The sequence below is a fragment of the Flagellimonas pelagia genome (genome assembly GCF_003584135.1).
Classification (GTDB): Bacteria; Bacteroidota; Bacteroidia; order Flavobacteriales; family Flavobacteriaceae; genus Flagellimonas; species Flagellimonas pelagia.
In genome coordinates, this window is record NZ_QXFI01000009.1 from 306,806 (window position 1) to 327,440 (window position 20,635).

The 20,635-nt window shown below is 42.1% G+C and carries 13 protein-coding genes and 2 pseudogenes; 12 read left to right on the top strand and 3 right to left on the bottom strand.

The features are described from left to right. Positions 1 to 8 precede the first annotated feature (8 nt). The 10 genes and pseudogenes from D2V05_RS03170 (at position 9) to D2V05_RS03215 (ending at position 13,625) form a co-directional block, all read left to right on the top strand. Entirely contained in the window at positions 9 to 1,301 is a 1,293-nt protein-coding gene (locus D2V05_RS03170; RefSeq protein ID WP_235855370.1) for a DUF4249 domain-containing protein, read from the top strand. Then, the gene (locus D2V05_RS03175) at positions 1,298 to 2,593 is read left to right on the top strand and encodes a DUF4249 domain-containing protein (RefSeq protein ID WP_119646110.1); all 1,296 of its coding nucleotides are present in this window, start codon (positions 1,298 to 1,300) and stop codon (positions 2,591 to 2,593) included. Before D2V05_RS03170 ends, D2V05_RS03175 begins: the two co-directional genes overlap by 4 nt. Continuing rightward, positions 2,590 to 3,951 (top strand): DUF4249 domain-containing protein, encoded by a 1,362-nt coding sequence (locus D2V05_RS03180; RefSeq protein ID WP_119646111.1) that lies wholly within the window; start codon positions 2,590 to 2,592, stop codon positions 3,949 to 3,951. The genes D2V05_RS03175 and D2V05_RS03180 overlap by 4 nt, the downstream gene beginning before the upstream one ends. Before the next feature lie 9 nt (positions 3,952 to 3,960). Further along, positions 3,961 to 5,730: a hypothetical protein gene (locus D2V05_RS03185; RefSeq protein ID WP_147378213.1), complete on the top strand. Its 1,770-nt coding sequence runs from the start codon at positions 3,961 to 3,963 to the stop codon at positions 5,728 to 5,730. Between the two features lie 51 nt (positions 5,731 to 5,781). Continuing rightward, positions 5,782 to 6,222, top strand: a complete 441-nt coding sequence (locus D2V05_RS03190; RefSeq protein WP_119646113.1) for a DsrE family protein — start codon at positions 5,782 to 5,784, stop codon at positions 6,220 to 6,222. Between the two features lie 729 nt (positions 6,223 to 6,951). Next, positions 6,952 to 7,834 (top strand): annotated as a pseudogene (locus D2V05_RS03195) (IS481 family transposase). 108 nt (positions 7,835 to 7,942) lie between these two features. Continuing rightward, complete coding sequence (locus D2V05_RS03200) at positions 7,943 to 9,682, top strand: sulfatase family protein (RefSeq protein ID WP_051947148.1); 1,740 nt, start codon at positions 7,943 to 7,945, stop codon at positions 9,680 to 9,682. Between the two features lie 6 nt (positions 9,683 to 9,688). Continuing rightward, entirely contained in the window at positions 9,689 to 11,332 is a 1,644-nt protein-coding gene (locus D2V05_RS03205) for a sulfatase family protein (RefSeq protein ID WP_036379439.1), read from the top strand. 54 nt (positions 11,333 to 11,386) lie between these two features. Further along, the gene (locus D2V05_RS03210; RefSeq protein ID WP_036379437.1) at positions 11,387 to 12,496 is read left to right on the top strand and encodes a formylglycine-generating enzyme family protein; all 1,110 of its coding nucleotides are present in this window, start codon (positions 11,387 to 11,389) and stop codon (positions 12,494 to 12,496) included. Positions 12,497 to 12,779: 283 nt separating this feature from the next. Beyond that, the gene (locus D2V05_RS03215) at positions 12,780 to 13,625 is read left to right on the top strand and encodes a glycoside hydrolase family 3 N-terminal domain-containing protein (protein ID WP_394297318.1); all 846 of its coding nucleotides are present in this window, start codon (positions 12,780 to 12,782) and stop codon (positions 13,623 to 13,625) included. 52 nt (positions 13,626 to 13,677) lie between these two features. Here the strand turns inward: D2V05_RS03215 and D2V05_RS03220 are convergent, their stop codons facing one another. Beyond that, a complete protein-coding gene (locus tag D2V05_RS03220) occupies positions 13,678 to 13,983 on the bottom strand; it encodes a transposase (protein ID WP_394297317.1) in 306 nt (101 codons plus the stop codon). Between the two features lie 286 nt (positions 13,984 to 14,269). On the opposite strand from D2V05_RS03220, the pseudogene D2V05_RS03225 reads away from it, so the two are divergent. After that, a pseudogene (locus D2V05_RS03225) lies at positions 14,270 to 14,410 on the top strand (ATP-binding protein); the annotation flags it as partial. Between the two features lie 300 nt (positions 14,411 to 14,710). Here the strand turns inward: D2V05_RS03225 and D2V05_RS03230 are convergent. Together D2V05_RS03230 and D2V05_RS03235 are read right to left on the bottom strand one after the other, a co-directional pair. Beyond that, positions 14,711 to 16,132 carry a RagB/SusD family nutrient uptake outer membrane protein gene (locus D2V05_RS03230; RefSeq protein WP_036386028.1) on the bottom strand — a complete coding sequence of 474 codons (1,422 nt, stop codon included), beginning with the start codon at positions 16,130 to 16,132 and terminating at the stop codon, positions 14,711 to 14,713. A 16-nt stretch (positions 16,133 to 16,148) separates the two neighbouring features. After that, on the bottom strand, positions 16,149 to 19,511 hold the full coding sequence (locus D2V05_RS03235) for a SusC/RagA family TonB-linked outer membrane protein (RefSeq protein ID WP_163634982.1): 3,363 nt from the start codon (positions 19,509 to 19,511) through the stop codon (positions 16,149 to 16,151). Between the two features lie 177 nt (positions 19,512 to 19,688). Between D2V05_RS03235 and D2V05_RS03240 the strand changes: the two genes are divergently transcribed. After that, positions 19,689 to 20,603, top strand: a complete 915-nt coding sequence (locus D2V05_RS03240) for an IS481 family transposase (protein WP_119646114.1) — start codon at positions 19,689 to 19,691, stop codon at positions 20,601 to 20,603. The last annotated feature ends 32 nt before the right edge of the window (positions 20,604 to 20,635 follow it).

Sequence of the window (20,635 nt, forward strand, 5' to 3'; positions counted from 1 at the left end):
GATCTTTTATGGGTCTGATGCTTATAATTATGGCCACGGCCTGCGTGACAGAGCTTGAAATTGAAAGTTTTGATCAAAAAGAACAGCCGAGTTTGGTGGTTGAGGCAATTTTATCGGATGAATTGAAGACACAAGTAGTATACCTGAGTAGGAGTGACTCCCGATTGGATTTGGAGACCGATACAGTTTACAATCCATATTTGCCCTTGGGTATAAATCCTCTCGATTCCGTTACCGTCGAATCCAACGCTATGGTAAAAGTGGTGGCAACCAATGGAACTACAGTGGAATTTGCGGAAGGTGAGAAAGGGACCTATCTTTCCAACCAACCATTTGCCTTGCAAATGGGAGTCGAGTATAAGTTGGAAATTTCTACAGAAAGTGGTATTGAATATGTTTCCGATCCGATCAAGGTTCAAGGAACATCACAGATTTCCAATTTATACGCTGAAAGAGCGATAAGTGATACAGGAGTGGAAGGAGTGGCCATCTTTATTGATAGCGAACCTGATCAGGGGAGTTCTGAATATTATAGGTATACCTTTGAAGAAACCTATAAAATTATTGCTCCCTATTGGGTGGAAAGCGATTTTGTGCTCACAAATTATGATCCTTGCGCACTACCAGTACCAACTTATGATTTGGAGATTTCCATTAGGGAAGTTCAAAATAGGGTGTGCTACAATACGGTTTCTTCCAATGTCATTATACAGTCGAGTACTTTGGGAAGCCCAGTATCAAAAATTTCAAGAAAAATGGTCAGGTTCATAGGTAGGGATAATTTTATCATCTCCCATAGATATAGCATTTTGGTAAAACAGTATGTGCAAGAATCGGAAGCTTTTTCTTTTTATGAGACCCTGAAAAGCTTTTCTCAGTCGGATAATATCTTTTCACAGGTACAACCTGGTGCCATTTATGCCAATGTGCATCGAAAGGATGGGATTGATGAAAATGTTCTAGGGTACGTAGAGGCCGTGGGGGCATCAGAAAGCAGACTGTTCTTTAATTATGATGATTTCTTTCCAGGTGAAGCGCTTCCTGATTATCCTTTCAATTGCAACTTGGTGTCCACCCCGGAGTCGCACACATCCTATTGCACTTCCGATCCTATAGGCAATCCTTGTCCATTGTCCGTAATAGAACAGGTGAACCAAGGAACAATAAGCTATTATGGTCCGTATGATGAGCTACTGGCACCCAACAGTTCTTGCCCGGGACCCTATCTGTTTACACCAAGGGTGTGTGGGGACTGCACTCTTTTGGGGAAAAATGTTGAACCTGATTTTTGGATGGAATGAAAGTGTTAAGGTGTATATGGTTTTTGATTATCCTTTCATGTTGCTGGGCATGTTTGGATGAACTTGAGATTGATACGCTTACGGGAGATGGGCAATCCGCTACGTTGGTAGTGGAGGCCGTGTTGACTGATGAGATGATTACCCAAAAGGTGTACCTGAGTCGGAGCGATGCCCGGTTGGACCTAGAGACAGATACCGTTTATAACCCATATATTCCCTTGGGGAGCCTACCCATTGATTCTGTGGATATGGAGGCAGGGGCCACGGTGCGTGTCCTGGGAGAAAATGGTGTGGAATATCAGTTCACGGAGGGTTCGGAGGGAATCTATCTCTCCAATCAGCCATTTGCCCTTCAGATGGGAATCGGTTATATTTTGGAAATCCAGACGAGCAACGGTCGGGAATATGTCTCGGATCCATTGGTTGTGCAAGGAAAATCAAAGTTTACCAATGTATATGCCGAAAAGGCTATTAGTAATAGCGGGGAAGAAGGGATAGCCATTTATGTGGACAGCGAACCGCAAGAAGGCAACACAGAGTATTACCGCTATGCTTATGAGGAGACTTATAAGATAGTGGCGCCGTATTGGCGACCAGTTGACTTTGAACTTACGGGGTATGATAACACCGTTTTCCCCCCTCTTTTCAATTTGGATGTGGTGGAACGTCAAATTCAGAATGAAATTTGTTATAACACCGTTTCATCTACCACCATTGATCAATTCAGTACTGCTGGTAGCCCGGAAAGTGAAGTTTCCAAACATATGGTACGCTTTATTGGCAAGGACAATTTCATTATTTCACACCGATATAGCATCTTGGTACAACAACAGGTGCAATCGGCCGATGCTTACTCCTTTTACAAGACCCTGAAAAGCTTTTCGCAATCGGATAATATTTTTTCCCAGATTCAACCAGGGGCACTGTATGCTAATGTACACAGAAAAGATGGGACAAATGAAAACGTTTTGGGCTACGCAGAGGCTGTCGGAGTCTCAGACCAACGATTGTTCTTAAATTTCGATGATTTTTTTCCGGGTGAACAATTACCGCCATTTGTGTTTGATTGCAATTTCCAATCGGCAAAATTGTACAACGAACCAACACAAGATCCCTGTCCTCAAGGCTTGCTTGAACGGATAAATGCTGGGATTGTGAGCTATTATTCCCCATATGATGAAAGTCTGGTTCCCAATGCATCCTGTCCTGGACCATACGTTTTTCTGCCAAAAATCTGCGGGGACTGTACTTTGTTGGGGTCGAACATAAAACCAGATTTCTGGGAGGAATGATAGGTTACAGGCACATATATGTAGGGGGGGTCCTGTTCTTGATGATGAGTTGTGTTGAACCTTTTGATGCAGCATCGGAAATAAGTTCCGCAGGTGATTTGGAAGGTACCTTGATTGTTGAAGCCAATATCACGGATGTTGAAAAAACCCAAAAGGTCTATTTAAGCCGCATGCAAAGGGTGGCAAATGATAGCACGGTGAATGTGGAAGAAGATAGACTGTTTAATGTGACCACTCCTATTTTGGTTAAAAATGGCCTTGGTACGGATTATGAAAGCGGTGCACAGGTTCAAATTTCGGATAGTAACGGAAACATATATCAGTTTGAAGAAACTGAAGACGGCACTTATGAATCCTTACAACCATTCGCGGCAACTGCCAATAATTCATATCGATTATCTGTGGTCACAGTGGATGGCGAAGAATATGTTTCCGAAGAAATGGAACCCCCCGGAGCATCGATTATAGATGATTTATATGTGGAGAAAATGGTAAGTGATACAGGAGTGGAAGGTGTTGGTATTTTTGTCGATGCATCGTTCACGGCCAATGGCAGTAAATTACTGCGCTACAATTATGAGGAAACCTATAAAATCATTGCGCCCATGTGGACGCCTTACGAATTTGAAATAATCAGGGATGAAAACGAATATGTTTATGACGATCAGGACAATGTCATTGATATCCTTTATCCGGATGTAAGTTTGGTTCCTAGGGCTAGGGAAGAGCAGGTTTGTTATAAAACGGATCCTTCCAACGAAGAGGTTTTGTTGAATGGTAACATTTTAACCGGTTCTTCGACAACACATAAATTGGTCAGGTTTGTTGCTATGGATAATCCTATCATTAGTCATCGCTACAGTATTTTATTAAAACAAATGGGAATTTCGGCCAGGTCCTATGAGTTTTATGAAAGGTTGATTGCTTTTTCACAAAATGAATCTTTGTTCAGTCAGATTCAGCCCGGCACTTTGGAAGGAAATGTATCGGATATTGATGGTAATACCTCCGTCATCGGTTATTTTGATGTGAGTAGCGAAGTAAGCCAACGTTTGTATTTTAATTTTGTGGATTTATTTCCTGATGAACCCTTACCTCCCTATTTCGGAACCGTCAATTGTGACAATTTAACCGCTCCCGTAATACCAAATCCTGATAGGGATGGGCCACCGCCTCCAGATCTTGTTCCGTGCCCTCAGTCATTGATTGAAAGAATCAAGCTTGGATTGGTGGAATATTATCAAGGTAATTCTGATCCTCCTGGTGAATGTGAGGGTCCATATATAGTGGTTCCCACCATTTGTGGGGATTGTAACATTGTGGGGTCTAACATAAAACCTGATTTCTGGATTGATTAAAACTCGCTTATGAAAAAACAGCTATCAATACTTGTAGTTTTTGGGTTCTTGGGTCTGATGGCCCAAGGGCAGTATGTGATCAAGGATAACGAAGAACTTCAAAACCTGAAAAATCTTCCTGAGGAAAAAGTCTTTGTTCACCATACCGGTCCAGTTGTGTTTGTTGGGGAATATGTGCATTATGCCTTTTATTGCTTCAACGCACAGACCAATAAGGCCAGTAATATCAGTTATGTAGGGTATGTGGCCTTGGTGAACGAAAAAGGGGAATATGTGTACGAAGAGAAAATCCGGTTGGAAAAAGGTCTGGCAACAGGTGATTTCTTTCTCAATACAGGGATCACATCGGGCCACTACAAATTACTTGGATATACCCAATGGATGAAGAATAATGGTCTTCAGCAGGTTTTTAAGGATGATATCGTCGTCATCAACCCCTATCAGGTAGATCAGCAGGGTTTAATGGAAGAACAGTCAGAACCTGTTTCGGGCATTCAAGAGGTGAATAAGGTTTCCGATTCTTCCATTATTCAAATAAGGTTTGATAAAAAACAATTTGGTACCCGTGAAAAGGTAAAATTGGCCCTGAGAAATTATAAGGGACCCTTGGGTTATGGCAATTTCACGGTGAGGATTCAAAAAAAGTCATCTTTTCCCATCGCCCAAGGTATGAATGCCATGGAGTATGGAACAGCCTATTTGAACGTTGCCAACCAAATTGATAAACAAGTGGGCGACAGCCTCTTTTTACCGGAGCAACGTGGTGAGCTCTTGTTTGGTAAAGTAACCGACCAAGCCTCTGGGGAGCCGATGGATAATGCAAAAATGGTGATATCGGTCCCAGGGCAAGAGTTTTTGCTGCAGTTTGCTACAACAGATCCCCAAGGGAATTTTTATACCTATCTGAGGAAGGATTACAAAGTGCCGCAAGCCGTAATACAGGCCAAGGACTTGAGTCAACCCATAAAAGTGGAATTGTTGCAAACCAAAAAAATGGATCTTACCGGATTGGAATTTGGTCGATTTACCTTAAAACCAGAGTATGCTCAAATCATTAAAAAGCGAAGTATTTATAACCAAATCGAGAACCAGTTCTTTGCCGCGAAACCTGATTCCGTGTTATTGGGCCTTCCCATTGATCCTTTTGATGGAGGAATTCCGGAAACCATTGATCTGGATGAGTATACCCGTTTCCCCACTTTGCAGGAAACCTTGGTGGAACTTCTGAAATTTGCAGGATACAGAAACGGCAAGGATGGCGATTACATCCGCATAGCGCAAGATCTTCAGACCTATAATGAAAAAAGCAATGATTTTCCGGCCATAGTGTTGATCGATGGTGTTTTTATTCCCCATCATGAAACCATAAAGGAATTTGATGCCAGAAAGATAAAGTCTATCAGTTTGGTCCGTGATCAATTTGCATTGGCGGACCGGGACTACCAGGGCATGATGATAATCAAGACCATAGAGGGCGATTTTTACGAAACCTATGCCCCTCAATTCGGTATCAATGTGCCTATAGAAAAGCCACAGCCCAAAAAGAATTATTATAGGCAAAGGTATGACATGGTTGAAACGGTAAGTGATAACATTCCAGATTATAGGAGCCTATTGTTTTGGGAACCCCATGTAGAATTGGAAGGCGATGCCTTGGAGTTTGAGTTCTATACCTCCGACCTTTCCGGGGAATTTGAGGTGGTCTTGGATGGTTTTACAACGTACGGTAAGCCAATAACAGTATATAAGACCATTATTGTAAGGGATGAGAGCCAATAGTTGTACATTTATGGCAGTACGTACTTTCTTTAATTAAACCTTAGAACCATTATGGGAACATTGCGCATTTTCATTGTCCTTTGTGTATTTACAGCTTTTATATCAATGGAGACTTACGGACAGGTGAAACTGGACGGACAAACTGTTACAGATTTACAAAAGACACCCAAGTATGCTTTTGGTGTAAGTGACGAATTCCATTTTAAAGGTGTTTTGGGGATGTATGATGCATTAGTGGAAAATGGGGTCGATATTGAGGCATTTGAAATTGTGGTAAAGGGCAAAATTGTGTCCGATTTGGTGAAAGGTTCCGCATTGGAGTCCTATTTTGAAAAATATCAGGGCAAGGTCCGGGTAAGTGTATGTAGTATGGCCATGAAAAAATTGGATGTAACGGCAGACCAATTATTTGAAGGGTTGACCCCTGTGCCCACAGCCTCCATTCGAATGTTGCAATTACAGGCCAATGGTTACAATACATTGTCCTATTGAAGGGATTAAGGGACAAAAAGAAAAAACCTTGCAAATACGATGATTTTGCAAGGTTTTCTTTTGTTTTTTGGTGCTCGGACCTAGTGACCTCGGCAGGACAGAATTCGAACTTTTTAAAGAAAGATATTGAAATCATTTTAAATAAGTCATTTCATATCAGAAGAGCTTGATTTTAGCCCATCAAGGAGTATAAATATTCTCCACCTCATATGTCGTCAAGCGGTAAAGCTTAGAGAAATCGATGTGCTTGTCCACCGTGTTCGGAAGATGCCTAACTTCTGGCTTATCCGCCGCTTGCTCACACCCCAGGTGTAGAATTTGAATATCTATTTATTTTTGCACGTCTACCTGCTTGTTCGCCATGGTCCTCTTTGGCAAAAAAAGACCTTTGGGACTTTACAAACAGCACAAATCAAAAGTGGCTCACTTTCACTGGCCAGCTACACTCACTTTGACCCGACGAAGATGATATACTATGTCTGGCGTTTCCACTAATTCAAGGGTTAAACTAATATATTGAGATTGTCAGATTAAGTATTAACTAATATACATAAGTGCTCGATTTTATTATATTTATCCAGGGAAAATCCCTCCCCTTTAAGTGAGACTTTAGGTTGTATATTATTTATGTAGAATGTAGGACCTCCTGAAGGCTCCCTGTTACTTGTTCATGTATGTGACTACGTCAACTAAAAGTGTACTATTTTGATAATATTTAAAGAGACACTTTTGAGATGGAAGTTCAAACTGAGGGTATTGGACTTTGCAATAGATTATGGAAAGGTCAAGGAAACCTGTGAGATGTTCAATGTGAGCAGGAGCACTTTCTTTAGCTGGAAAAGAAAGTATGATTAGTATGGGACAGAGGGTCTTTTAAGGAAAAAAAGGGAAGCGGATACCTACCCCAATAGAATCAATCAAAAAACGGTTGATCTGATATTGGACCTTAGAAGGAAATACAAACTTGGCGCATGGCGTATCAAATGGTACTTGGAAAGATACCATGACATCAATATTTCTGAATCAAGTGTTTATAGGACCCTTAAAAGAAACGGTATCAAACCGCTCAAACGAGCAGTTACCAGAAAAGCGATGGGACCTAAACGTTACGCCAAGGAAACTCCGGGACACCATGTCCAAGTGGATGTTAAATTCTTGATTTTCCACACCAACGAAGGAAAAAAGATAAAACGATATCAGTACACGGCCATTGATGATTACACGCGTATCAGGGCATTGAAAGTATATGAAAGTCACAACCAGTCAAGTTCCATTGACTTTATGGATTATGTTGCCAATAAGTTCCCTTTCCGAATCCATGCAGTCCAGACAGACAATTGACATGAGTTCCAATCTAGGTTCAATTGGCACGTGAAGGACCTTGGCATGGAGCACCGTTACATAGAGCCAGGAAGACCACAGCTCACGGAAAGGTGGAACGATCACACCTCACGGACAAGAAAGAGTTTTATCAACTACTAGATTATTCTGATGATGTTGATTTGAACAAGAAAATAAAACAATGGGAAGACTTTTATAACTTTATAGAACACAAGGTGCATTTAAGGGAAAGACACCCTATGAGATTTTAATGTTTCACTTAAAAGAATGAGAGTTTATTGCCATTTTAGCTGAAGTAGCACACTAGAAAAAAAAATCAAAATCTTGTCTATAAAAGGAAAATGGATCGCTCTAATTAGTGAAGCCAATCTTGTACAACATGATTTTTGATTCTTTTTCGCATACTGTAACATTATTTTTAAGAACGATTACCAAACGATTTACGATTCTTCTTATATTTATTTTCACCGCGCACACATTTTCCCAGACCAAATCTAATATTGTTTGGATCGTTTGTGAAGATATTTCCCCCTATATCGGGGTTTATGGGGATGCCACTGTGCGGACTCCCAATATTGACGCACTGGCAAGGGATGGCGTTAGGTATACGCGGGTATATACGACTGCTGGGGTCTGTGCCCCAAGTAGGTCCTCTATCATTACGGGAATGAACCAGATCTCCATCGGGACTTCCCATATGAGAACTACTCATAACAACTCAAAATTGATGCCCGAAGGGGTCCCCAGCTATTCGGCCGTGTTACCACCAAAAGTCAAGGCTTTTCCCGAGTATCTGAGAAAAGTTGGGTATTACACATCGAACAACGCAAAAGAAGATTATCAATTTGAGGAGCCCGTGACCGTTTGGGACGAAAGCAGTATTGGTGCCTCCTACCAAAACAGGAAGGCTGGGCAACCTTTCTTCAGTGTCTTTAACTTTGCCATTTCGCATGAGTCCCAAATCATTTCTCCTCCAGATTCCCTCTACTACGATCCATCTAAAATGGTGCTGCCCCTTTATTACCAGAATACGGAACAAATGAGGCACGACAAGGCTGCCTTGTATACTCGGATTGAGCAAATGGACAGTGATGTGGGAGAATTGATCCAACAACTAAAAAAAGATGGGGTCTATGATGATAGTTATGTGATCTTTTATAGTGATCATGGAGGCAATTTGCCCTGGATGAAACGTGAAATCTTGGAGAGAGGCACCCATATCCCATTTGTTGTGAAACATCCAGGATCTGAAATGGCCGGTACCGTGAACAATGACTTGATCAGTTCCGTTGATTTCGCCCCCAGTATGTTATCCATTGCCAGGGCTGATATTCCAGACTACTTGCAGGGCAAGCCATTTTTGGGCCCAAAATCGGGAAGTGAAAAGAACCAATATGTATTTGCCGGCAGGGATAGAATGGCGGATAAATATGATAGAGTTCGCTCTGTGACCGATGGGACCTTTAGGTACGTTTATAATTTTCATCCCGAATTGCCCAAATACCAGGATTTGGCCTACAGAAGACAAATGGTCAGCATGCAGGAAATCATTGATATGAGGGATGCAGGCAAGATTACCAATCCATACCTTTCGGACTGGTTCAATACGCCAAAACCGCAAGAAGAATTCTATTATACCACCAAAGATCCGGACGAAGTACACAATCTAGCAGACGACCCCGCATACCAAGACAAGAAAAACGAGTTGAAAGAAGTACTTTTTAACTGGCTGGAAGTTGTTGGGGACACCGGTAAAATTCCAGAAAAAGAAATGGTCAGGAACATGTGGTGGAAAGGTAAGGATGATGCCCCTATGACCGAAAAACCAGTCATAAAAAAAAGCAAGGAAGGTGTAACACTTTCATGTGCCACCGATGGTGCCTCCATAGGTTATCGAATATTCAAGGACAATGTAGCGGATTCCACCTTGGTACGGGACATAAAAACTTGGGACTTTTTCTACCTAATGCCACATAACAACAAAAAAACAGTGACCGTGCCCAAGCCGTGGAATGTTTACACCGGTGGTAACATATCACTCAAAAAAGGGCAGACCATTCAAGTCAATGCGCATCGTATAGGATATAAGCCAACAGAAATCATCTATAAGTTTAAATAAAATAACATGAAGAATCCTTTTCAAATCATACTGGTATTCGTAATGTTGTGGTCGTTCAGCATTACCAAAATACAGGCCCAACAAAAAGATGAAAACCAAAAAAGGCCCAATATTGTCTTCATTATCAGTGATGACCATGCCTATCAGGCCATCAGTGCCTATGGCGGTAGATTGGCCCAAGTAGCACCAACTCCCAATATTGATCGGATTGCCAAGGAAGGCATGCTCTTTGAGAATTGTCTGGTTGCCAATTCTATTTGTGGGCCATCAAGGGCTACCATACTCACGGGCAAGTACAGTCATAAAAATGGATTTATCGACAATAGGTTCGGTACCAAATTCGACTTTGACCAACAAACCTTTGGTGAATTGCTCCAACAGGCGGGATACAAAACCGGGGTGCTCGGTAAACTACATCTGGGCGATAAACCGACCAAAGGATTCGATTATATCGACATTCTACCAGGTCAGGGATCCTATTACAATCCCCTTTTCATCAATAATGAGGGACAATATCAATTGGAAGGATACACTACGGAAATCATTACGGAGAAAGCCATCAAATGGATTGACGCCATCAAATCCGATGACCAGCCCTTTATGCTGTTTTTGGGACACAAATCCTCACACAGACCATGGCAGCCGGGACCAAATGAGTTGGGCATGTATGAAAATGTAGAGATTCCAGAACCAAAGACTTTGTTCGATGATTACTCAGGAAACAGGGAGGTAGCCGCCATGAACTATATGTCCATTTCCGAAGCCATGAAAATGGCACAGGATATTAAAATAACGGACCAACCCCAAGCTGGTTTTACAGAGGAACAACAGAAAAAATGGGATTCTATCTATGGGCCTATCAACGAAAAGGTCAAGAAAGCTAATCTTAAGGGAGACAATCTGACCCGTTTTAAGTATCAACGTTACATGCGGGATTATTTGGCCTGTATTGCCGGCGTGGACAAAGGGGTTGGCCAAGTATTGGATTATTTAAAGGAAGCTGGGCTCGATGAGAACACTATTGTTATTTATACCTCCGACCAAGGATTCTATTTGGGGGAACACGGCTGGTTTGATAAAAGATGGATGTATAAGGAATCTTTGCAAACTCCATTACTGGTAAAGTTGCCCGGTAAGGTCAGCCCAGGAACGACCAATAAGGACCTGGTTTCCAATCTGGATTTTGCCGAAACCTTTTTGGATATCGCACAAACCGAAATTTCAGCGGACATGCAAGGGAAAAGCATGCTGCCCATTTTAGAGGGAAACACACCTAAGGATTGGAGAAAAGCCCATTACTACCACTACTACGAACATCCTTCCGAGCACGATGTAAGAAGGCATTACGGAATTACCACCGATAGATACATGTTGATCCATTTCTACTATGATTTGGATAAATGGGAATTATACGACTTCCAAAAGGATCCTAATGAACTGAACAATGTATATGGAGATCTATCCTATGCAAGCATCCAAAAAGAGCTTCACAAGGAACTTGAACAATTAAGGGTGAAATACGGGGACAACGATGCCCAAAACCGGCAATTCATTGAGGAATATTATGAAAAGGTCAAAGCCAACCCATTGGTTGAATATTGGAAACTTTCCCCCGAAAAAAGAAAAAGGTTGTACCAAGAATATTTATAAACACGAAATTAACCATATAGTCCAGGTCAAAACATCTTCATAGAACCAAGAACAATGGTATTAAAGCATAAATCGGCACTTTTTATTATCCTGTTTGTCTTCCTGATAGGGTGCAGGACCAAAACAGATGGAGCAAATGAATCCATTGGCATAACAGAAATAGAGGGGCCTCCAAAATTAACAGATTCACCGACCGAAGCACCAGAAGGTATGGTTTGGATACCAGGTGGAGAATTTATGGAGGGTGCCGTCGCTAAGGACAAAATGGCCATGATGCATGAAAAGCCGGCGCACCAGGTGCACGTTGACGGTTTTTTTATGGACATCCATGAGGTCACCAATGAACAGTTCGTCAAATTTGTGGATGAGACCGGTTACGTAACTGTCGCAGAACGGGAAATTGATTGGGAGGAAATGAAGAAACAATTGCCAGAGGGCACTCCCAAACCCCATGACTCCATTTTGCAGCCAGGGTCCCTTGTGTTCAAAAAAACCAAATCCAGTGTGACTAACCTATATGATTATTCGCAATGGTGGGAATGGAAGATAGGTGCCAATTGGAAACATCCCAACGGGCCGGAAAGCACTATTAAGGACAAGGAAAATGAGCCTGTGGTGCACATTGCCCTTGAGGATGCCCTGGCCTATTGTAAGTGGGCGGGAAGGAGATTACCCACCGAGGCCGAGTGGGAATATGCCGCACGGGCAGGCAAAAAGGACGAGCTGTTCTTTTGGGGAAGCGATGTCTCGCAGTTGAGTTCCCATGCCAATTCGTGGGAAGGGGAATTTCCGTTGAACAATACCAAAGAGGATGGATTTGAGCGTAGGGCCCCCGTGATGAGCTATCCCAAGAACGACTTTGGCCTTTACGATATGGCCGGAAATGTCTGGGAATGGACTAGCGACTGGTACAACACGAATTATTATAAGGAACTTGCGGACAAAAACGAGGTTACCCAAAACCCTAAAGGGGCTTTTGAGGCCTATAATCCCTCGAACCCATATGCCAAGGAAAAAGTGATCAAGGGCGGGTCTTTCCTATGCAGTGCCTCCTATTGTGCCAGCTACCGGATAAGTGCCCGTATGGCCACCAGTCCTGATTCGGGAATGGAGCATTTAGGGTTTAGGACAGTAATGCCGGTAAAAATGCCCAGAAACAAATAGCATCTATATGATTCCTCCCAAAAATCCTAAAAACGGAAAGCCAAAAAACAGTCTTTGAACACAAAATACACCAATATGAAATCCTAAAAGCGCCCATTCTATTTTAGCATTGCTGTTTCAGTTATACTCTTGACGGGCTGCAGTGGTCCAAAATTTACCGAAGAGAATAAAGGAGAATTCAATCTTGTACACCAACAAGTTGGGAAAAGTTTAGGGTATTGCTCTAAATCCGGGGTTCTCATCCTTGAAGTAGATCAATTGGCCTTCAAGGATCTAAATCAAAATGGGACTGGATTCCTATGAGGATTGGCGATTGCCCGTTGAGGAACGAGCCCAGGACTTGGCTTCCAAGATGAGCATTGAGCGAATTGCCGGATTGATGTTGTACAGTGCCCACCAATCCATTCCAGGAGGTGGGAACCGTTTTTTTGGTCCGGCGACCTACAATGTAAAGCCTTTTGCGGAAAGTGGGGCAAAGGCAAGTGACCTTTCCGATGCCCAACAAGTTTTTTTAAAGTATGACAACTTACGGCATGTATTGATTACCAGCGTGGAATCTCCCGGAGTTGCTGCGCAATGGAACAACAATGCGCAAGCCTTTGTGGAAGGTATCGGCATGGGCATTCCGGTGAACACGAGTTCGTATCCAAGGCATGGCAGCGATTCCTATGCGGAATTCAATGCAGGATCGGGCGGACAGATTTCCATGTGGCCCAGTAGCTTGGGCATTGCGGCCAGTTTTGATCCTGGATTGATGAAGCAATTTGGGGAGATTGCTTCCAAGGAATATCGTGCCTTGTGCATTGCCACGGCACTCTCCTCCCAAATTGATTTGGCCACGGAACCCCGTTGGTCCCGTTTTGATGGTACCATGGGTGAGGACCCTAAATTGGCCACCGATATGGCCAGGGCCTATGTGGATGGATTTCAATCTTCCGGTGATGGCGGTTGGGGCTACCAAAGCGTGAATGCGATGGTGAAACACTGGCCTGGGGGTGGTCCCGAAGAAGGAGGGCATGACGCCCATTTTGGTTATGGAGCCTACGCAGTACCTCGATGTCAAAAAGGTCATTGTGGTTACCGGATACCGGTTCCGAGATGGCCAAGGGCAGTCCCTGCCTATCGGTAAGGAAGAGGGCATTGGTGGTCCTGCCCTTTTTGCGGCCTTGGTATTCCACGGCCTAGCCTCCCCTGATGGCAGTGTGGCTGCCGTCAAGATCGACACTGGAGAGGTCGAACATGTCCCTGTACCGTTTTAAAATACCGATCCAACAATCCAGAAATGTCCCTGAACGGCACCATTTGCGATAATGGTGGTAGACCGATTGCCAACTCAGGACCTTTTGGGAGAACAGCGAGCTCGTGGGCAGGTACTCCCATTGCACGCCCGTCTTCAACTTGTAGAGTATCGCATTGACAATCTCGTACAAGGGAGCCGTTGGGGCAAAACCCCTTTTCGGTAAAGGTATGTGCGGAACTATCTCCATTTCTATGGTATCTTTTGTACATGGGCTATGGTATTTATGTTTGGCGACACAAATGTCCGTAGCCCTATCTTTCGATCCAAAAAAAGTTTAAATCACTTCTCATTAAGAAGTTATATGATAAAATAAGTAGAAAGGATTGTTTTGAAAGTATTTTTCCTATAAAGGTTTTCTGATTACAAGTTCTATCAAACCCTTTATTTTATGATGGGTAGAGCCTATTTTACTAAAAAATGTGAATGGTACCATGTACGGTTATTCTGAGATAAAAACACAGAATTATAGTCCACAATTGCCCGTATCAAAATGGCACGACATCATCGGGGAGAGAACACTAGCCGATGCCATCCTCGATCGTTTGGTGCATACAGCCTACAGAATAGATATAAAAGGAGAATCAATGAGAAGAAAATTGAAAAATAAAAACTAAGTTTAACCCACGGATAGATCAAATCTGGGCAGTCCATTTGCCCTGGTCGGTTTCATCCGGCGAAGGTGGGTCAGTTTACGCGGGCTTATCCAGACCCATTTCAAACCCTTCCTTTGTTCTAAATCCGTGGGGGGATTTATTGAAGCTATGTGTGCGAATCACACAATTTAAGCTTGTAGCTCAGCATCTATTTTTTGGAAACCATTTCAATCATTCCGTCCTTAAAGATTGTTAATTCTTCTCTAAATGCAACGAATTTTCCTTTTCCACTGTGCTCGAAATAAAAATGTTCTACAAAAATCAATAACCCTCGTTTTGCACCAATTTTGGATTTGCATCTAAATTGATCTGAGGAATTGGGAACAATACATGAAACGTTTGGGCAAGCTTACCTCTTTCAACAGCTTTAGATATGAATACATCTTGTCTAAGCTGGTCTTCCCTTCCTTTGCCTTCCCAGAAAAATTCTCTTTTTCTTTCATCCAATATGAAACTCTTCAAACTTTGTTTTGAAAAATCAGCAAGTGAGATTTCACTTGCTCCGGCTCTGCTGCGAACCTGATTTATCAAATCGATTGATTCTTGAACAGGTCCGTTGAGTTCGTTCAAAGCCTCAGCTCTCGATAACAAAATATCTGAGTAACGAATATCAGGGATGTCGTTTCCTTGCCCATCTCCCGATCCATTGGGATCCATGGGATATTTAGCAGGAAAAGAACGGTCGTTGCCAAAAAGCTGAATCTCATCCCCGGCCGTATTGGTGTATTCAGTAACAATCAAGTTTTTCCTAGCATCATTATCCTCGAACGATAATACAAATTCATCTTCAAAAAATATGATGACCGGATACAGCCTAAGGTCTCCCGGTCTAGGAAAATCACTTGGGTAAGTGAGCGCATTTATTTGGTTGCCAGCATCAGGAGCTACGTGAGGCAGTGCCCATACCATTTCATCATTGATTTCATTGTCCAAACTGAAAACTTCTTCGTAATCGGGCAAAAGTTCATAAACCCCCAAAGAGATGATTTCGTTTGCCTTTTCCGCACTTTTCTGCCATTCTTTGGTATTCAAATAATGTTTGCATAAGGTGCCAAGCGCAGCTCCTTTGGTCGCCCTACCTTCTTCAATTGCTCTAATTGGAAGGTTTGTTGACGCAAAAATCAATTCTTGTTCGATGAACGATTCTATTTCGGCCTCTGTACTTCTGGGTAGTAAAAGGTCTTCGTTAAATAAATCCTTATACAAGGGCACTGGGCCAAAAAGGTTATATAGCTTAGAATAGCTATACCCTCTAATAAAGCGAGCCTCGGCGGTAATCAGAGTTTTGAAATCTTCACTAAATGGGCCATTGTCAATATTGCTCAACACCACGTTTGCATCTCTGATAGCTGCATAATATAGGTCCCACTGCCCTAAAATATGTCTATTATTGCTGTCCCATGTGAAATCGGAAAGCTGCCTATAAAATATTTCAATGCTCCCGTTTAAGCTTGACACTTCTCCCGAAGAAAGTCCCGATAATGCATAAATACCTTGCTGGGGTATGCCGGGTTGCACTTGTATTGAACTGTATGCGGAACCAAGCAACGACCTAATTCCTTTCTCAGTGGCCAAAAATGTTTCGGGTTCCAGTTCGGAGAATGTTTCTTCCTCCAAGATATCAGTGCACGATGCCGATAGGGCCAGCACCGCAATTCCATAGTATTTATATAGTGATTTCATATTAGTAAATTTAATTTTATAATCCAATGTTTACACCCAAAATCCAGCTGCTTGCCAAGGGGTAGCTGCTATAGTCAACCTTGGTGTTATTTCTTCCAAAGGAATTGGCCTCTGGATCGAAACCTGAATAATCTGTTATGGTCAACAAGTTTTGTCCTGTCAAATAGAGCTTTAAAGAAGACAAGAACTTTATGTTGTCAACAGGTACTTGATAGCTGATGTTTATGCTTTTTAACCTTATATAGGACGCGTCTTCGACAACCAGTGAATTGACCCTTCCTCCACCGTATGATGAAGGATTGGTACCCGAAGGCCATATAGTGTTTGTGTTTTGGGGAGTCCATCTATCCAAGTATTGATGTGCATATCTGTTCAACCTAAACGTACCAGGATAGAGGCTTTGAATGGCATTGACATTTAAGAGCTCAACCCCCTCTTGACCTTGTATGAAAATATCCAGGGTCAAGCCCTTATAACTGAAACTGTTGTTTATCCCATATGTAAAATCAGGAAATGGATCCCCTAAAATGATTTGGTCATCGGGGTCGATTGTGCCATCTTGATCAGCATCTCTAAAGATTGGAAATCCAGGTTGTGCTGTAGGTTGCGGCGAATTGGCAATGTCATCGCCTTCTTGAAAAATGCCCGTTACCTCATAGCCGAAATAGGATGCCAACGGCTCACCTCTCCTGATTATGGCATTGTTTCCAATATCAGCTATGTTTCCCGTGGGAATCTCATCTATTCTGCCCAAATCGGATACTTCATTTTTGATCATAGAAAAATTTACTGCGGTAGTCCACATAAAGTCGGGTGAAGATACATTTATGCTGTTGATCAATGCCTCGAAACCTTTGTTCTGTATTTTTCCGACATTCGATAAGATAGAATTAAAGCCGGATGCCGAAGGTAAAGGCAAGTCAAAGAGTAAATCTCTTGTGTTTTTGACAAAAAAGTCTACCGAGGTACGTAGCCTTCCTTTTAGTATAGACATATCCAAACCAATATTGAGCTGTTCTGTAGTCTCCCACTTCAAATCGGGATTTGAAATCCTTGAAGGTCTTGTGGTGGTAATAGGTTGATTATCAAAAACGGCGTTTGTACTACTGCTGAAAGTAAGTAAGGAACTGTAGTTGCCTATTTCTTGATTGCCCGTCTGACCCCAACTCGCCCTAAGTTTCAGTTCCTCAAAAAAATCAGGTACAAAGACTTCATTTGAAAGTTTCCAACCAAAAGCTGCCGAAGGAAAATAACCGAATTTGTTATTCTCTCCAAAACGAGAAGAACCGTCAGTTCGAACCGTTGCCGTAAAGAGATAGCGATCCATAAGATTATAGTTAAATCTTGCTAGGTACGAGGTTAGCACATTTTCTTCTTTCAGGCTTCTTAGGTTGTCATTTCCAGTGTCCCCCAATGATAGATTGTTGGTTTCTATTATATCATCAGGAAAACCTCCAATGGTTCCCGAAAATTCCCTCACACTGAAATCTTGATAGGTAGCACCGGCCAAAACGCTCAAATTACTTTCAGAACCAAACTTCTTATTATAATTCATGGTAAATTCAACGAGGTTGCTGTTGCGTTCTAATGTCGAGACATTGGCAACCCCGCCCTGTGCCCTTCCGTTCACGGTCAAAGTAGAGTTATAAACATCTCTTCGGGAGTTCGACCTATCTGACCCAAAACTTAGTTTGGCATTCAATAAATTACTGATTTCATACTGAAAGTATATATTCCCGAGTGTGCGGTTTGTGAGGTTTTCGCTCAACACACCCTCAACTAAGCTCAAAGGGTTGTTCACGGTCAATTGGGAAGATTCGCTGAAATTGCCATTCTCATCAAATACCTGTTCAGTGGGGTCATATGAAAGTGCTGAAAAAATGGGCCCCGAACTGTAATTGAATCCAACGCCATCAACACTATTTTTGTCCTTGATATGGCTTGTATTAAGATTGAGGCCCATTCTGACCTTGTTGCCAAGTGTGCTCTCGTAATTTACTCGGCCGATATATTTTTTAATACCGGTATTTTTGACCACCCCATCTTGATTGTATTGGTTTAAAGAGACAAAAAACTTGGAATTTTCACTTCCTCCTGAAATTGATAAATTTCTATTTTGTATAATGGCTGTTCTGAAAATTTGGTCCTGCCAATCAGTACCGGCACCTATTTGTTGGATGTCTACTTGGGTGAACACAGGCTCATTGCCATTGTCTACAGCAATACCGTTGATAACATCAATATATTCTGATGCAGAGAGAAGATTTATTCTATTGTGAACTTGCTGAAACCCTACCGATTCATCATAATTTACGGTCAGTCTTTGTGCTGACCCCTTTTTGGTTGTAATCAAGACAACTCCATTGGCGCCCCTAGACCCATAGATTGCTGTTGCTGATGCGTCTTTTAGAATTTCAATAGATTCTACATCTTGGGGGTTCAAGGTATTTAAGGGGTTCCTAGGGTTTACGTTGGTGCCCATACCCGTATTGGGGTCAGATCCAGAAAGCCCTTGTGAATTGTCGATTGGAAAACCATCGATGACGTACAATGGCTCATTGCCAGCTGATATAGAACTTGCACCTCGCACCCTAATGGAAATTCCTCCTCCAGGTTCCGCACTTGTCTGGCTTATCTGTACTCCTGCTGCTCTGCCCACCAGCAACTGATCAACGGACACATTGGTACCGGGATTAAGGTCATCACTCTTCAAAGAACTCAAGGCACCGGTAAAATCACTCTTACGTTGGGTACCATAGCCGACAACAACCACTTCATCAAGGCCTGCGGCACTCTCCTCTAATATGATATCGAAACTGGTTCTTCCATTTACCTCGATTTCTTTTTTTGCAAACCCTATATAAGAAATCACCAAGGTGGCATTTTCATTGGTGACCTCCAACGAAAAATTACCATCAAAGTCAGATTGCGTTCCATTCGCGGTACCCTTTTCTACAATGCTAGCACCCGGCAATGGTTGTCCATTACCATCTTTGACCGATCCAGAAACCAATTCCTGGAACAGAAGAATACTTGTCTTCATAGGTAATGGCATTTTGGGTGTTGATTCCAACTTATTTGCTACCCCATGTAGGATTATTTGTTTCTTAAACACTTTAAAACCCAACCCTTCACCTTCAAACAATTTTGTTAAAACCGATGGCAAGGGTTCTTTTATTGCCTCAATTGAAACCTTGCGATCAAGGTCCACATCTCGTCGGTTCAATAAGAACTTAAAATCAGATATAGCCTCTATTTCCTGAATCACATCGGCAATAGTGACATTTTGCATATTCAAGGAAATCTTTTTGTTCTGTGAATAAGAATTCGCATTGATTTGGAATAGGGTAAGAATTAAGAAAAGTATGGTTAGTTTCATTTTCAACTTTGATAGCGAAATATGCTTACGCAAATTGTTTGGTTCTATGAATTTTTTCATAATTTCGAGTTAGTTATTTAATTTTTATAAATCTTTTTACCGAACCGGAAAATGCTGGTGTGACTACGTCAACTAAAAGTGTACTATTTTGATAATAAATCAAGAGACACTTTTGACATGGAAAAGACAAGAGAAATTGAGCAATACTTAAGATGGAAGTTCAAACTAAGAGTACTTGAATTTGCAAAAGATTATGGAAAGGTCAAGGAGACCTGTGAAATGTTCAATGTTAGCAGGAGCAGCTATTTTAATTGGAAAAGAAAGTTTGACAAACATGGAGCAAAGGGTCTTTTAAGGAAAAAGAGGGAAGCTGATACCTACCCCAATAGAATCAATCAGAAAACGGTTGATCTGATATTGGACCTTAGAAAGGAATACAAACTTGGCACATGGCGCATCAAATGGTATTTGGAAAGATATCACAGTATCAATGTCTCTGAATCAAGTGTCTACAGAACCCTGAAAAGGAATGGTATCAAGCCGCTCGAACGAGCCGTTACCAGAAAAGCGATGGGACCTAAACGCTATGCCAAGAAAACCCCGGGCCACCATGTTCAAGTAGACGTCAAGTTCTTGGTTTTCCACACCAAAGAAGGAAAAAAGATAAAAAGGTATCAGTACACGGCGATTGATGATTGCACACGTATCAGAGCGTTGAAAGTATATGAAAGGCACAACCAATCAAGTTCCATTGACTTTATGGATTATGTGGTCGGTATGTTCCCGTTCCGAATCCATACCGTCCAAACCGACAATGGGCATGAATTCCAATCCAAGTTCAATTGGCATGTGAAGGACCTTGGCATGGAGCACCGTTATATAAAGCCCGGAAGACCCCAGCTCAATGGAAAGGTGGAACGGTCGCACCTCACGGACAAAAAGGAGTTCTATCAACTATTGGACTACTCCGACGACGTGGATTTGAACAAAAAAATAAAGCAATGGGAAGACTTTTATAACTTTGATAGACCACATGGTGCATTTAAGGGAAAGACACCCTATGAAATTTTAATGTATCACTTGAAAAAATAAGAATTCAGTGCCATTTTAGCTGAAGTAGCACA